This window comes from Streptomyces sp. JHA26, assembly GCF_002005565.1.
Classification (GTDB): domain Bacteria; phylum Actinomycetota; class Actinomycetes; order Streptomycetales; family Streptomycetaceae; genus Streptomyces.
On sequence record NZ_BDJC01000017.1, the window covers coordinates 75,617 to 90,595 of the forward strand.

A 14,979-nucleotide genomic window follows, 5' to 3' on the forward strand; every position below is an offset into this window, starting at 1 on the left:
AACCGCTCATCGCTTCCTGGAGATCCCCGAATGGTTCCCTCGCACTGCGCCGCTTCCGCCCGGACGCCCTCCCGCCGGCGCGGTGCGGTCCTCGAACGCGCGATCCTCGACGCCGCGCTGGAGCAGCTCGGCACCGTCGGCTGGAACGGTCTGACGATGGAGGGGGTGGCCGCCGGTGCCCAGACGGGCAAGGCGGCGGTCTACCGTCGCTGGCCGTCCAAGGAGGACCTCGTCGCGGACGCCCTGCGGTCCGGACTGCCGAGCTTCGACGCCGTGCCCGACCTCGGGAGCGTGCGCGACGATCTCCTGGCACTGTGCCGGCGGGCTCGCGACGCGATGTTCTCGCGCTCCGGCTTCGCCTTGCGATCGGTCATTCACGAATGCGACACGATGCAGGCGGAGCAGTTCCACGCGGTGATCTTCGAGGGGGTCGTCGAGCCGACCATCAAGATGCTGCGCGAGGTCATCATCCGGGGAATCGAGCGTGGAGAGGTTCGCCGGGAGGCGGCCAACGGTTACGTCTTCGACGCCGTTCCGGCGATGATGATGTACCGATCGAAAGTTTGCGGTAGTGAATGGACGGATGTGGAGATCGAGGAGATGATCGACCGGCTGATGGTCCCGCTGCTGCGGCCCGAAGGTGCCTGACCCCAAGCTTCGAGAGGTCCGGCGCCGCTCGGGGAGGCGGGTGTCGACGGCGGTCCGGGGCGGCGTAGGCTGTGGGCGTCATGCCGTACGAACCACCCACTCACACCGTCGAGCGCTCTCTGCGCGCCACGACCGGAGCCAAGATCGTTGCCGGTGTCGACGAGGTGGGACGCGGTGCGTGGGCCGGCCCGGTCACCGTCTGCGCGGCGGTCACCGGACTGCGGCGGCCCCCGGTGGGCCTCACCGACTCCAAGCTGCTCACCGTCAAGCGGCGGACCGAGCTCGCCGCGGAACTGCGGGACTGGGTGGACTCCTACGCCCTGGGGCACTCCTCTCCGGAGGAGATCGACGCACTGGGGATGACCGCGGCGCTGCGACTGGCCGCGGTACGCGCCCTGGAGGCCCTGCCGGTCCGTCCCGACGCCGTCATCCTCGACGGCAAGCACGACTATCTCGGGGCGCCCTGGCGGGTCCGTACGGTCATCAAGGGCGACCGGTCGTGCGTGGCGGTCGCGGCGGCTTCGGTGCTCGCCAAGGTCCAGCGCGACAAAATGATGGCCGAACTGGGTATCGACCATGCAGACTTCGGTTTTGCGGACAACGCCGGGTATCCGTCGCCCGTGCACAAGGCCGCACTGGCGGAGCGGGGCCCCACCCCGTACCACCGGTTGTCGTGGGCGTATCTTGATGCGCTGCCCCAGTGGCGGCACCTCAAGAAGGTCCGCAGTGGGGTGGACGGAAGCGTTCCGGAAATCGAGGGTCAGCTCGGCTTCGATTTCTGACGGTTCCGCTCGCAGGCATGCGCCACCCGCCGACGCGAGCCGCACCAATGTTTGATAAAAATCAGCTCATGCCTCTCATTCCCGAGGAGCCTCAGATTCACGAGAAGGCCCAGGGTCCCCGCGCCACTCCGGCCAGCGGCCGCACCGCGCCGACCCCCCGCCCCGTACCCGGCCCCCGCCCCGTACCCGGCCCCCGTCCCGCGGCTCCGCCGCGCCCCGGTCGTCCCGGCCCCCTGCGGCCGACGCCGCCGGCGCAGCGCACCTCGCGCGACGCGGCCCCGGCCAAGCCCGGACCCTCGGGTCCGGCAACTCCCGCCGCCACCCCGGCCGGCCCGCAGATCCAGCTGATCCCCGCTTCTCCTGAGGGCGCGCTCGACGCGGCCGAGGAAGCCGTGGACCTGCTGCTGGACTCGGGCCGCACTCCGGGTGACGTACTGGTGGTCACCACCGGCGAACCGCATCCGTGGGCCGCCCACGAACTGTCCTTCGGCGACGCCGCCTACTGGGCGCAGCACGACGCGGGCGACGACGTCTTCTACGCGGACGCCGCCGTCGTCGAGCGTGCCGCGGCGCGCCCCGTGGTCGTCGTCGCGCTCAACGGAGGTCCCGAATCCGCTGTCGTCACAGCCCTTTCGGCGGCGCGTTCCCGGGCGGGCGCCCTGCTGATCGTCTGCGGTGATCCGCAGCGGATCAACCCGGTGCTGGACGCGAGCGCCTGAGCCGTTCGCGTCACAGGCTCCGGACTCCGGTGGCTTGGCGCGGCACCGGCGACCGTCGCGTCGGCGCGCTCTCGGTGACGGCGCCGGCCTGTCCCGCCGGCCGACGTCGGCCGGGACGCACCGCCGTTCGCGCGGGGTGCGGGCCGGGTGCCCCCGTGGTGCGGCAGGCCGGTGCGCCGTCCGGGACGGCGGGGGAGTGCGGGCGGTGCCGGGTGTCCGGTCGGCCTCGGCGTCCGGGGCTCGGGTGCGCGGAAGCGGCACACCGGGGCCCCCGTCGCTCAGCGGGCCGCCGCGCGGCGCAGTACGTCCGAGGCGACACCACCGGTACGCGGCGGCGGCAGCGGTGCCTCCGACGTGGCGAACGGCTCCGGCGCCGACACCGCGTTGGGCCGACGGCCGCCGCGGCCCTCGCCGAGGACCTGCCATCCGTCACGGGTCAGCGTGACGTACGCCCCGCAGCGCAGTCCGTGCAGCGTGCAGGCGTCACGCAGTCCCCACATCCACGCGCCGTCCTCCTCCGTCCAGCGCGCGTCGCCCTCACGGCAGTAGAGCAGTACGGCGGTGCGCACCGGAGTGCGGCGCCGCAGGTCGTGCGGGATGACCCGGCGGAGCTGGGCGAGCAGCGCGTTGCGGAACATCCATCCGTCCGCCGGCGCACGGCGGACGGTGAACGACGCGCTCGCGCACAGCCGTTCGTCCGGGTCGAGCACGGCCACGATCGCGGTCGCCGGCTCGGGACGGTGCCGTGAGTGCAGTCCGCTGACGACCTCCCGCGGATTGCGCAGCAGTGGAATTCCGGCCGAGGCCCACTCCGCGGGTTCGAGCAGGCGGGTGGCGGAGGTGGTGGACGGCGACAAAGATGCCGCCGAGGACGAGGCGAATCCGAAGGTCACGTTCCTCCCTTCGGCTACGCGCCCACACTGCGGGCGGGGTCGGATTCGGGGGAGCGCGCACCGCAGTGAAGCCCTGCCGGGACACGGACGAGCCGTGCGGGGAGCGGACTTCAATTCTTCCTGTCGAACTGGGATGCGGCAACGAGCAATTGGGACCGTCGACCGTTATCGGATGATGCGCGTCCTATATCCCTACCCACAGGGATGCCGGGCGACGCATGGGGCGCACCGCCCCGGGGGACGTCGGGTGGTCCGGCCCGGTCGTGCGCGCACCGGCGGGCGGTCAGCCCTGCACGGCCAGGACCAGTGGCAACACCCCCGGGGCGCCCGCGCGACGGAGCAGCCGGGCGGCGACCGCGAGGGTCCAGCCGGTCTCCGTGTAGTCGTCCACGAGGAGAACCGGACCCTCCTGACCGCTGAGCGCGCCGGCAAGGGCGGGCGGCACCGTGAGCGTCCCGTCGAGCGCCTTGAGGCGCTGTGCGCTGTTGCTGCGGGACACCGGCTGCGCTTCCCCCGTGTACTCGATCGAACCGAGCAGCGGCAGCCGGCCCACCTCGGCGATGCGCGCACCGAGCGAGTGGATCAGCCGAGGGTGCGAACGCGAGGCGACCGTCACCACGCCGACGGGTCGCGGTGGGGCGCCGGCCGCGCCGGAGGCCCAGCCGGCCGGCCCTTTGGCCCAGTCGGCCAGCACCGTCACGACGGCCTTCGCGACATCGTCCGGCACCGGACCGTCGGGAGCGTGCGCCGCCAGCATCGGGCGCAGCCGGTTGCCCCAGCCGATGTCGGAAAGACGCCCCAACGCGCGCCCCGTCGCCGCCTGCTCGTCGGCGGGGATGCGCCCCTTCAGCCCGACGCCGATCGCCGGGAGGCCGGTCGGCCACATGCGGCGCGGCTCCACCTCGACGCCGGGCCGGCCCAGATCGGCCCGCGCGGCGTCCAGGGCGGCGGGGGAGGTGTCCGCCGTGAAGCGCGGGCCGGCGCAGTTGTCGCAGTGGCCGCAGGGCTTGGCGCCCTCGTCGTCCAGCTGGCGCTGCAGGAACTCCATCCGGCAGTCCGTCGTCGACGCGTAGTCGCGCATCGCCTGCTGTTCGGCCCTGCGCTGCCGCGCGACCCAGTCGTAGCGCTCGGCGTCGTACGTCCACGGCCGGCCGGTCGCGATCCAGCCGCCCTTGACCCGTTTCACCGCGCCGTCGACGTCGAGGACCTTGAGCATGGTCTCCAGACGGGAGCGGCGCAGTTCCACCAGAGGCTCCAGGGCCGGCAGCGACAGGGGCCGCTCGGCGCGCGCGAGGACGTCGAGGGTGCGGCGCACCAGGTCCTCGGACGGGAAGGCCAGCGAGGCGAAGTACTCCCAGATCGCCTCGTCCTCCTGGCCCGGCAGCAGGAGCACCTCGGCGTGATCGACACCGCGTCCGGCGCGACCCACCTGCTGGTAGTACGCGATGGGGGAGGACGGCGAGCCGAGGTGCACCACGAAACCGAGGTCCGGTTTGTCGAAGCCCATGCCCAGCGCCGAGGTGGCGACCAGGGCCTTGACCCGGTTGGCGAGCAGGTCGTCCTCGGCCTGCTGCCGGTCGGCGTTCTCGGTCTTCCCCGTGTAGGAGGCGACGGTGTGGCCGCGCCGGCGGAGGAAGGCGGTGACCTCTTCGGCGGCGGCCACCGTGAGGGTGTAGACGATCCCGGAGCCGGGCAGCTCGTGGAGGTGGTCGGCGAGCCAGGCCATCCGGTGCGCGGCGTCGGACAGCCGCAGCACGTTCAGGCTGAGGCTCTCCCGGTCCAGCGGTCCGCGCAGCACCAACGCGTCCGACGTGCCCCCGGTGCCCAGCTGCTCCGCGACGTCGGCGGTCACGCGCGCGTTGGCGGTGGCGGTCGTCGCGAGGACCGGCACACCGGGCGCGAGATCGGTGAGCATCGTGCGCAGCCGCCGGTAGTCCGGGCGGAAGTCGTGGCCCCAGTCGGAGATGCAGTGCGCCTCGTCCACCACGAGCAGTCCGGTGGCGGCGGCGAGCTCGGGCAGCACCTGGTCGCGGAAGTCGGGGTTGTTGAGCCGCTCGGGGCTCACCAGCAGGACGTCCACCTCGCCCGCGGCGATCTCGTCCCGGACGGCGCCCCACTCCTCGGTGTTGGAGGAGTTGATGGTCCGGGCCCGGATGCCGGCCCGGGCCGCGGCCTCGACCTGGTTGCGCATCAGGGCGAGCAGGGGGGAGACGATCACGGTGGGACCGCTGCCCCGGTCCCGCAGCAGCGCGGTGGCCACGAAGTAGACCGCGGACTTGCCCCATCCCGTGCGCTGGACGACCAGGGCCCGGCGCCGGTCCGCGACCAGTGCCTCGATCGCCAGCCACTGGTCCTCCCGCAGGCGGGCGGCGCCGGAGGGGTCCCCGACGAGGCGGGCGAGGACCGTGTCGGCCGCTGTCCGGAGGTCCGCGTTGTTCGTGTGCTCCATGCGTTCCATACAACAGGACGGGACTGACAGCCGGCGCGACGGGCGGGAGGGACGGGGAGGACGGCGGGCTGAAATGACGTGTCCCTGGTCGAGGTTATCCACAGGCAAAACGGAATGTCGTAGTCCGCGAGATCGTCGGGTCATGACGAACCACAGCGAAACGACCGGACCCGCGGAGAACGGCGGCATCACCGGACCCACCCGACCGGAACGGACGGCGCGGACCTCGTACGACAGCCCTGCCGGCGAGCCCCAGGTGACCCTGCGCACCCCGGCCGAACTGGCGGACGCCCTGCCCTACCTCCTCGGGTACCGCCCCGAGGACAGCATCGTCCTGGTCGCCCTGCGCGACAGGGACGGACGGGGCCGGTTCGGCGGCCGGGCCCGCCTCGGCATCCCCGCGAACGAGGAGGACTGGACGAGCGCGGCCGGGCAGCTGGTCCACGGCCTGGTGACCGGCAGCGAGCGCCGCGGCGCCCGGCCCGAGCAGATGGTCGCCTACCTCTGCCAGGAACCGTCCCGGGGCGAATCCGGCCGGCAGGTGATGGAGCGCCTGCGGCCACTGGCCCAGAAGCTGCGCGTCGAGTGCGGCGCCCTCGACGTACCGGTGGTCGAGGCACTGTGCATCTCGGACGGGCGCTTCTGGTCGTACTGCTGCGACGACGAGTCCTGTTGCCCGACCGAGGGCGTTCCCATGGGACTGGCGGGCACGTCCGTGCTGGCCGCGGCGGCCACCTATGCCGGGATCCAGGTGCGCGGCTCGCTGCGCGAGCTGCGGGCCAGGCTGCTCCCGTGGGAGGACTCCGCGGCACGCGAACAGGAGGCCGCCCTGGACTCCGCCGGCATGACGATCGTCTCCCGGCTTCTCGACGACGCCCGGTGCGCGGGCGTGGCCGAAGAGACGCTCGCCCTGGCCGAGCGGGTCATGCGCCGCCTGGCCGCCGCCCCGCCGGTCTCCGGCGTGTCCGCGGAGGACCTGCGGGACGACCGCCTGCTCGGACACGACGAGGCCGCGGCGTTGATCCTCGGCCTCCAGGACCGTACGACCCGCGACCGCGCGGCCGCGTGGATGGAGGGCGACGAGGCGGGCCCCGCGCTGCGCCTGTGGCGAGCACTGGCCCGCCGCTGCGTCGGACCGTACGGCGAACACGCCGCCGCGCCCCTCACCCTCGCCGGATGGGTCGCCTGGTCCACCGGTGACGAACTGGAGGCCCGAGAAGCCCTGGCCATGGCACTCGGCGCGGACCCCGACTACCTCTTCGCCAGGCTCCTGCACCAGGCGTGCAACGAGGGCCTCGACCCCGAGTCGGTCCGGCGCTGCCTGCGCGCCGAACGCGCCGGCGGCGAACCGGCCGGAACCGGCGGGCCGGACGACGAGGAGCGAGCCGACGGGCCGACGCGTCGCGCGACGGCCGAAGCCCCGGCGGCACCGGAGACGCGCCCGGCCCGTCGCCGCCGGACGCGTTCGGGCGCCGCGGCCGACGCCGCCGTCCGCCGCCGGGTGAGGACGCAGGGCCGTGCGCCGGGGACGGACGCGGTACGTCCCCGGAATCCGGCGGGCGGCGCCCGCCCCGGTGGGACGCGACCGAGCCGTACGCGCCCCCGGGTCTCGGACGGGGAGGTCGCGGGCGGACGGGGGACCTGCCCGGCGGACACGGGTGCGGGGGAGCCCGGAACCGGGGGTGAGTAGACCGCGGGACCGAACGGCGACCGTCGCCGCCGGGACGCAGGCGGCCGGCGACCCGGTGCGGCGGGCGTCCGTCCCGGCGCCGGGCCCTGGGCCCTGGAGGGGCGGCCGGCCTGGTCCGCCCGGCCCTGCTCGAAGAGGCGCCCGACGGACCGTGGCCGACGGCTTGACCTGGCACGACGCGATCCGTATGGATCGGGCCGCGGACGGGGGGCGGACGCCGCACCGGAGTGGACGGCCACCGCAGCGGTCGGCGAAGGGAGTGTTTATCGTCAGGCAGACGACTATGATCGCCGCATGCCCTACGACCCGTCAGCCTTTCCGCCCTTCGCCGTCACCGTGGACCTGGTCGTGCTGACCGTGCGCCGTCACTCCCTGTGCGCGCTGGCGGTGCGCCGGGGCGAGCCGCCGTTCCAAGGGCGCTGGGCCCTGCCCGGCGGCTTCGTGCGGGCCGACGAGGACCTGGCGCAGGCGGCGGCACGGGAGCTGGCCGAGGAGACGGGACTGCGCGTCCACGACCCCGCCGCCCCCGCCCAGGACAACGGCGCCCACCTGGAGCAGTTGGCGACGTACGGCGACCCGAAGCGCGACCCCCGGATGCGCGTGGTCAGTGTCGCGCATCTCGCGCTCGCCCCCGACCTGCCCGCACCCCGGGCGGGCGGCGACGCCGGCGACGCGCGCTGGGCACCGGTCGAGGAGCTGCTGGAGCAGGGCGGCTGCGGCCATGACGGCGAGCCCGTGGCGCCCCTCGCCTTCGACCACGCCCAGATCCTGGCGGACGGGGTGGAACGGGCCCGCTCCAAGATCGAGTACTCGTCACTGGCCACCGCGTTCTGCCCGCCAGAGTTCACCGTCGGCGAGCTGCGCCGTGTCTACGAGGCGGTGTGGAGCGTGGCCCTCGACCCGCGCAACTTCCACCGCAAGGTGACGGGCACCCCGGGCTTCCTCGTGCCCACCGGCGGTACGACCACCCGCCAGGGCGGCCGCCCGGCCCAGCTCTTCCGAGCCGGTGGCGCGACCCTTCTCAACCCCCCGATGCTGCGCCCCGAGGTGTGACGCCGGGACTCGGGACGGGCCCCGGAGCGGACGGCGGACGGCGGACCGGCACGATCGACCCTTATGTACGAAAATGCGCGCGGTGACCGAAAAAAAGGACATTGCGCGCTATCTTGCTGCGAGTGATCCAGGCCTTCGGATTGACCAGCAACCCCCGCAAGGAGCAACCCCCCGCCGTCGACGACGTCTCCTTCGAGGCGCGCGCGGGCCGCGTCACCGCACTGCTCGGAGCCCAGGGCGCGGGCAAGACGACGGTGCTCAGACTCATGCTCGAACTCCAACACGGCCGCGGCATCACCTACTTCAGAGGCCGCCCCCTGCACCGCATCGCCCACCCCTCGCGCGAAGTCGGTGTGCTGCTGGGCGACGTTCCGGGGCATCCGTCCCGCACCGTCCGCGGCCATCTGCGGATGCTGTGCGCGGCTGCCGGCGTTCCCGCCCGGCGTGGTGACGAAGTCCTGGAGTCGGTGGGCCTCGTGAGCCTGCGCGACGAACGCCTCGGCACCCTGGCGCGCGGTATGGACCGGCGCCTCGGCCTGGCCTGCGCGCTGCTGGCCGATCCGCACACCCTGGTGCTCGACGATCCGGCCGGCGCGCTCTCCGCCCGCGAGGCCCGCTGGCTGCACGACGCCCTGCGCGCCCACGCGGCGCAGGGCGGCACCGTCCTGTTCAGCACCTCCGACCCCAAGGAGGCGGCGCGCGCCGCCGACCACGTCGTCACGCTGGAGCAGGGCAGGGTCGTCGCCGACCAGGAGGCCGCGGACTTCTCCCGGACCCGTCTGCGCCCCCGCGTCGCCGTGCGCAGTCCGCACGCGGCCCGTCTCGCCGCCCTCCTGGTCAAGGAGGCCCGCACGGGCCGCCGTTCCGTCGAGGTCGTGCAGGAGAGCGGCAACCGCCTCGCCGTGTACGGCAGTACGTGCGCCGACATCGGCGAGACCGCCTTCCGCCACGGCATCCTTGTGCACCAACTGGCCGACGAGGTGGGTGACATGGGACCGGGAGCGGGCACGTCGCCCGCGGGAGAGGCACGTCCGGTCCGGTGGCACCGGGCCATCGAGGGCGCCCCGTCCCCGGGCCCCCGCCGGGCGACCGGAGCGGGCCCTTCGGCCGCGGGCACCGACGCCCCGGCCGCCGGCACGGCTCCCTCGGCCGCCGGCACGGGCCCCCGGGCCACCGGCACAGATCCCGGGACCACCCGCGTCGATCCGTCGGTCACCGGGACGGACCCCTCGGTCGCCGCCGCCCCCTCGATCCCGGACGCCTGCCTCTCGACCTCTGACAACCGCTCCTCGACCTCAGGCACCCGCCCCTCGGCCCCGGACAACCGCTCCTCGACCTCAGGCACCCGCCCCTCGGCCCCGGACACCCGCCCCTCGCCCGCCGACCTGCGGCACGTGTCCGCCGACGCGCCAAGGACGGCCGGCCCTTACCGGATCCCCAGCCCCGCCGGCGCTCCCCGGGCCGCCGCACCCAGGTCCGCCGCCACCGAACCGCCCCTCCGCGCAGGCGAGCCCGAGCCGGCCTCGGACGAGGCGCCGCCCCCAGGCGTTCAAGCGGGCCCTTCGACTCCCGAGGCGTCCGTGCCGGACGACGCCCCCCGGGCCGGGAGCGACGCCGAACCGGAGGCCGAGGAGACCACCCCGGCGCCGGACGCCTCCCGCACCGCGCCCGTACGCACGGCTCCCGCCTCCCGGGGGGCACCGCCTCCGCGTACCGCGCTCACCCCCGTCGCAGCGGCTGCCGGCCGCCCCCTGTCCCCCCTCCCGCCCCCTCTCTCCGTCCGCTCCGCCCCGAGCCCTCTCCGCCCGCTCAGGTACGAGCTGCGCCGTGCGACCGGCGTCGGCACCGGGTTCTTCATCGGGGGAGTCGTCCTGCTCGTGTCCGCCGTCATCGCCGTGGTCCTCGCCCGCGTCGGACACACCCCGCAGCCACGCCTGCTGGCCGCATGGCCGCGGGAACTGCCGCTGCCGCCCACCGCGCTCGGCGCGGGACTGCTCGGTGCGCTGGCTTTCGGCGACGAGTTCCGTCACCCCGCCCTGGCGGCGGACCGTGGCACCGTGCCCCGCCGACTGGGGCTGCTGGCCGCCAAACTCGTCGTCTCCGCGGCCACCGCGATCGGGCTGGCCGTCCTCACGGTGGGCTGCGACGCCGAGATGCTCCACCTGTTCTACGGCCCTGAGCTCTCGCGGGTTCCCGCCGACTGGCCCGCGCTGGGCGCCGGTTGGCTCGGGCTCTGTGTCGGATGCGCCTGGTCCGGTGTGCTGGCCGCGGGGATCTTCCGGTCCACGACGGCCGGGCTCGCCGCGGTGGTCGCCGTTCCCGTCCTCGTCGTCCCTCTCGTACAAAGGGTCTGGCAGGGTCCGTCCGTGCGGACCGCCGTCGGCTTTCCGATGAGGCTGCGCGAGGTGCTCCTGACGCAGTGGCCCTTCGGCGGACAGCGTTACCTCGGCGAGGTCCTGCGGGTGCTCGCCCAACCCGTGGGCAGCGCACTGACGTTGTCGCTGACCGTTCTGCTCTGCGCATATCTGCTCATGACCCTGCGCGGCAGGGCCCGGTGACAACCGCACGTTCTCTTCCGGTTCGACCGTGTGCGCAACTCCCCCGGGGAAAGCCCATTTCTTTCCGATAAGGCGTCAATTGCGACGGCGTGAGCGATCACCCTTTCGTGTGCTTTTCACCAAAGCCCTCAAGGGAGTTGGGGACGCGGCCGACAAAGGATGCGTGACTACCCTTGCGCACACCATGATGACCGCCGCCCGCTCCGCCGACTCCGACCTCGCGAACTCGGGCGAACTCGACCGCTACCCCTTCGCCGAGGCGCCCGCCGCCGACCGTGTGGGGGTCCCCGCCTGGGAAGGCGTGGAGCCCGAGCTGGGACGGGTGGGCCGGCGCGCCGCGGGCAGCCGCGGACGCGGACTGCACGGGCAACTCGTCCAGCAGCTCGGCCAGATGATCGTTTCGGGCGACCTGGGGGCCGACCGCCCCCTGGTACCGGAGGAGATCGGCCAGCGTTTCGAGGTGTCCCGTACCGTCGTCCGCGAATCGCTCCGTGTCCTGGAGGCCAAGGGCCTGGTCAGTGCCCGCCCGAACGTCGGTACGCGGGTGCGTCCCGTCAGCGACTGGAACCTCCTCGACCCCGACATCATCGAATGGCGTGCCTTCGGGCCGCAGCGCGACGACCAGCGCCGCGAGCTCAGCGAGCTGCGCTGGACCATCGAGCCGCTCGCCGCTCGCCTGGCCGCCGGGCACGGGCGTGAGGACGTCCAGCAGCGGCTGAGCGACATGGTCGGGATCATGGGGCACGCCATGGGGCAGGGCGACGCGCTCACCTTCTCGCGCGCCGATGCCGAGTTCCACACGCTGCTCATCCAGGTCGCCGGCAATCGCATGCTGGGCCACCTCTCGGGGATCGTGTCCGCCGCCCTCCACGTCTCCGGCGGGCCGGTCACGGGCTGTGACCGGCCGAACGACGCCTCGCTGGCGCAGCACGGCCGGATCGTCGACGCCTTGGCGGCCGGGGACGGCGCGGCGGCCGAGTCGGCCATGCGCCAGCTCCTGACCGTCCACCCCGAGGTGGACCGCGTGGTGCCCGCCCCGCGCGAGCACTGACCGCGCTCCACCGGCACGGCGCGCGCCGGCCGCACCGGCTCCCTCCTCCGGTGCGGCCGGCCGGTCCGCCGCCGCCGCGGACCTCGCGGGATCTTCGGGGCCCCGCGAGGTCCGACGGTGTTCCGTTCCGACGGTGTGACGAAACGCTCGGATCCTGTGCGTGGTCGGCCCTGTGCGTGATCGGTCCCGTGCGTGGCCGGTCCCCTGCGCGCTCGGCCTCGTAGGCGGGCGGGAGGCGGTCGGACGGGGACGATTGATGGCCTTCTTTGTCTTCACTTGACCGTTTTTGAGTGCTTACGGGGTGTGACTCGGGCCACGCGGATTGGGCGTAACGCTCGTGGGAACAACACGATGACCTAAGAGGTGACAGCCGCGGAGGGAATACGGACGCCGTTCACGGCGCTGTGCATCTCCCCGGCCCCCGCCCGCGCCGTCGGCCCATCCCCAAGCCGGCGGTCGGCTCCTGTCCGTCGTGGACAGGGCCGGAAGCCGTTTTCCAACGTTCCGAGAGGTTGTTCGTGTCGGCCAGCACATCCCGTACGCTCCCGCCGGAGATCGCCGAGTCCGTCTCTGTCATGGCGCTCATCGAGCGGGGAAAGGCTGAGGGGCAGATCGCCGGCGATGACGTGCGTCGGGCCTTCGAAGCTGACCAGATTCCGGCCACTCAGTGGAAGAACGTACTGCGCAGCCTCAATCAGATCCTCGAGGAAGAGGGTGTGACGCTGATGGTCAGTGCCGCAGAGCCCAAGCGCACCCGAAAGAGCGTCGCAGCGAAGAGCCCGGCCAAGCGCACCGCCACCAAGACGGTCGCGGCGAAGACGGTGACCAGCCGGAAGGTCGCCGCCCCCGCCACCTCGGCGACGCCCTCCGTCGACGCCGCGGTCGAGGAAGAGACGCCGGCCAGGAAGGCGGCGGCCAAGAAGACCACCGCCAAGAAGGCGGCGACGAAGAAGACCACCGCCAAGAAGGCGGTGGCCAAGAAGACGACCGCCAAGAAGGACGAGGGCGATCTCCTCGAGGACGAGGTGATCGAGGAGCCGAAGGGCGCGACCGACGAGCCCGAGGGCACCGAGAACGCGGGCTTCGTGCTGTCCGACGAGGACGAGGACGACGCTCCGGCCCAGCAGGTCGCCGCGGCGGGCGCCACGGCCGACCCGGTCAAGGACTACCTCAAGCAGATCGGCAAGGTCCCCCTGCTCAACGCCGAGCAGGAGGTCGAGCTCGCCAAGCGCATCGAGGCGGGCCTCTTCGCCGAGGACAAGCTGGCGAACTCCGACAAGCTCGCGCCCAAGCTCAAGCGTGAGCTGGAGATCATCGCCGAGGACGGCCGCCGCGCCAAGAACCACCTCCTGGAGGCCAACCTCCGCCTGGTGGTCTCCCTGGCCAAGCGCTACACCGGTCGCGGCATGCTCTTCCTGGACCTGATCCAGGAGGGCAACCTCGGTCTGATCCGCGCGGTCGAGAAGTTCGACTACACCAAGGGCTACAAGTTCTCCACGTACGCCACCTGGTGGATCCGTCAGGCGATCACCCGCGCGATGGCCGACCAGGCCCGCACCATCCGTATCCCGGTGCACATGGTCGAGGTCATCAACAAGCTCGCGCGCGTGCAGCGTCAGATGCTCCAGGACCTGGGCCGCGAGCCCACCCCGGAGGAGTTGGCCAAGGAACTCGACATGACCCCGGAGAAGGTCATCGAGGTCCAGAAGTACGGCCGCGAGCCGATCTCCCTGCACACCCCGCTGGGCGAGGACGGCGACAGCGAGTTCGGTGACCTCATCGAGGACTCCGAGGCCGTCGTCCCGGCCGACGCCGTCAGCTTCACGCTCCTCCAGGAGCAGCTGCACTCCGTCCTGGACACCCTGTCCGAGCGGGAGGCGGGCGTCGTCTCCATGCGGTTCGGTCTCACCGACGGTCAGCCGAAGACCCTCGACGAGATCGGCAAGGTGTACGGCGTCACGCGCGAGCGCATCCGCCAGATCGAGTCGAAGACCATGTCGAAGCTGCGTCACCCGTCGCGCTCCCAGGTGCTGCGCGACTACCTCGACTAGGCAACGGCCGCACGTCCCGCCGAGGCGGGCGTACGACCGGCGAGGCCCGGTTCCCCCGGTGGGGGACCGGGCCTTCGTGCTGACCAGCGGGTGCGAGGCGCGACGGGGTGGATCACTCTGGGTGTTCCCTGACCACCCCTCAGTGAGGAGTCTGCATGCGTCGCCTCTTTGCCCGGGCAATGACCCGGCCGCTCGTCCTGGCGGCCGTGGCGACCGCGATACCGCTGGCGTCCGCCGCCCCCGCCACTGCCTCCGCCGTCACCGACAGCATCGTCGTCGGGGGTTTTCCGGTCGACGTGTCCGACAGCCCGTGGACCGTGGCCCTGTCCAGCCGTGACCGGTTCGGAGGTACGCGGGCGGGGCAGTTCTGCGGAGGAGTCGCCGTCGGCCGGACCACCGTGCTCACGGCGGCCCACTGCCTGAGCGAGGGAGTCCTGGGATCCCCGCCCGAACAGGTGCGTGACCTGAAGGTCATCGCGGGACGCACGGACCTGCTCTCGGACGAGGGGGACGAGATCCCCGTGCGCGGCGTCTGGGTGAACCCGGCGCACGACGACGTCAGCAACGCCGGGGACTTCGCCGTCCTCACCCTCTCCCGGGACCTCCCCGCCGGCTCGGTCATAGGCATGGCGGCCGAGGGGGACCCCGCGTACGGGCCGGAGACCGCGGCGATGGTCTACGGGTGGGGGGACATCTCGGGCGCGGGGGACTACGCCAACAGCCTGCGGGCGTCACGCGTGCGCGTACTGCCCGACGCCCTCTGCGCACGGGCGTATCCGGGGGGCGGTGACGGAAAGTACCTGCCCAGCAGCATGCTGTGCGCCGGGGAGGAAGCGGGCGGTCGTGACGCGTGCCAGGGGGACAGCGGGGGGCCGCTGGTCGCCCAGGGGAGACTCATCGGGCTCGTGTCCTGGGGGAACGGGTGCGGACGCCCCGGCAACCCCGGGGTGTACACGCGCGTCTCCGCCGCTCTGCGGGCGCTGGGCTGGGACAGGGCCCCGCACCGGCACCAGGGCGCCTGACGCGCTTCGAAGGGCCCACCGGGCAACGAGTGCGGGCGGCCGCCTCCGTGTCGGAGGCGGCCG

Annotated in this window: 11 protein-coding genes; 9 read left to right on the forward strand and 2 right to left on the reverse strand. The window is 73.1% G+C overall.

The genetic code is table 11. The annotated features are described in order from the left end of the window. The first annotated feature begins 30 nt into the window (after window positions 1-30). From JHAT_RS13495 to JHAT_RS13505, 3 genes are all read left to right on the forward strand, one after another. Window positions 31-648 (forward strand): TetR/AcrR family transcriptional regulator, encoded by a 618-nt coding sequence (locus tag JHAT_RS13495; RefSeq protein WP_077798375.1) that lies wholly within the window; start codon window positions 31-33, stop codon window positions 646-648. A gap of 80 nt (window positions 649-728) precedes the next feature. After that, window positions 729-1,430 (forward strand): ribonuclease HII, encoded by a 702-nt coding sequence (locus JHAT_RS13500; RefSeq protein WP_077798405.1) that lies wholly within the window; start codon window positions 729-731, stop codon window positions 1,428-1,430. Window positions 1,431-1,498: 68 nt separating this feature from the next. Continuing rightward, window positions 1,499-2,149, forward strand: a complete 651-nt coding sequence (locus JHAT_RS13505) for a hypothetical protein (protein ID WP_077798376.1) — start codon at window positions 1,499-1,501, stop codon at window positions 2,147-2,149. A 278-nt stretch (window positions 2,150-2,427) separates the two neighbouring features. Here JHAT_RS13505 and JHAT_RS13510 read toward each other — a convergent pair whose 3' ends face one another. Further along, complete coding sequence (locus JHAT_RS13510; RefSeq protein ID WP_077798377.1) at window positions 2,428-3,042, reverse strand: hypothetical protein; 615 nt, start codon at window positions 3,040-3,042, stop codon at window positions 2,428-2,430. 283 nt (window positions 3,043-3,325) lie between these two features. After that, window positions 3,326-5,491: a RecQ family ATP-dependent DNA helicase gene (locus JHAT_RS13515; RefSeq protein ID WP_077798378.1), complete on the reverse strand. Its 2,166-nt coding sequence runs from the start codon at window positions 5,489-5,491 to the stop codon at window positions 3,326-3,328. A gap of 142 nt (window positions 5,492-5,633) precedes the next feature. Here JHAT_RS13515 and JHAT_RS13520 point away from each other — a divergent pair, with 142 nt between their 5' ends. From JHAT_RS13520 to JHAT_RS13545, 6 genes are all read left to right on the forward strand, one after another. After that, complete coding sequence (locus tag JHAT_RS13520; RefSeq protein ID WP_077798379.1) at window positions 5,634-7,181, forward strand: DUF4192 domain-containing protein; 1,548 nt, start codon at window positions 5,634-5,636, stop codon at window positions 7,179-7,181. Between the two features lie 294 nt (window positions 7,182-7,475). After that, the gene (locus JHAT_RS13525) at window positions 7,476-8,234 is read left to right on the forward strand and encodes an NUDIX domain-containing protein (RefSeq protein WP_077798380.1); all 759 of its coding nucleotides are present in this window, start codon (window positions 7,476-7,478) and stop codon (window positions 8,232-8,234) included. Between the two features lie 122 nt (window positions 8,235-8,356). After that, window positions 8,357-10,792, forward strand: a complete 2,436-nt coding sequence (locus JHAT_RS13530) for an ATP-binding cassette domain-containing protein (protein ID WP_077798381.1) — start codon at window positions 8,357-8,359, stop codon at window positions 10,790-10,792. 163 nt (window positions 10,793-10,955) lie between these two features. Then, a complete protein-coding gene (locus JHAT_RS13535; protein ID WP_077798382.1) occupies window positions 10,956-11,843 on the forward strand; it encodes a FadR/GntR family transcriptional regulator in 888 nt (295 codons plus the stop codon). 518 nt (window positions 11,844-12,361) lie between these two features. Next, complete coding sequence (locus tag JHAT_RS13540) at window positions 12,362-13,894, forward strand: RNA polymerase sigma factor (protein WP_077798406.1); 1,533 nt, start codon at window positions 12,362-12,364, stop codon at window positions 13,892-13,894. Window positions 13,895-14,049: 155 nt separating this feature from the next. Further along, a complete protein-coding gene (locus tag JHAT_RS13545) occupies window positions 14,050-14,916 on the forward strand; it encodes a trypsin-like serine protease (RefSeq protein WP_077798383.1) in 867 nt (288 codons plus the stop codon). Window positions 14,917-14,979: the final 63 nt, after the last annotated feature.

Coding starts and splice junctions, on each gene's coding strand:
- JHAT_RS13495 (WP_077798375.1), top strand. CDS start 31: ATGGTTCCCTCGCACTGCGCCGCTTCCGCCCGGACGCCCTCCCGCCGG.
- JHAT_RS13500 (WP_077798405.1), top strand. CDS start 729: ATGCCGTACGAACCACCCACTCACACCGTCGAGCGCTCTCTGCGCGCC.
- JHAT_RS13505 (WP_077798376.1), top strand. CDS start 1,499: ATGCCTCTCATTCCCGAGGAGCCTCAGATTCACGAGAAGGCCCAGGGT.
- JHAT_RS13515 (WP_077798378.1), bottom strand. CDS start 5,491: ATGGAGCACACGAACAACGCGGACCTCCGGACAGCGGCCGACACGGTC.
- JHAT_RS13520 (WP_077798379.1), top strand. CDS start 5,634: ATGACGAACCACAGCGAAACGACCGGACCCGCGGAGAACGGCGGCATC.
- JHAT_RS13525 (WP_077798380.1), top strand. CDS start 7,476: ATGCCCTACGACCCGTCAGCCTTTCCGCCCTTCGCCGTCACCGTGGAC.
- JHAT_RS13545 (WP_077798383.1), top strand. CDS start 14,050: ATGCGTCGCCTCTTTGCCCGGGCAATGACCCGGCCGCTCGTCCTGGCG.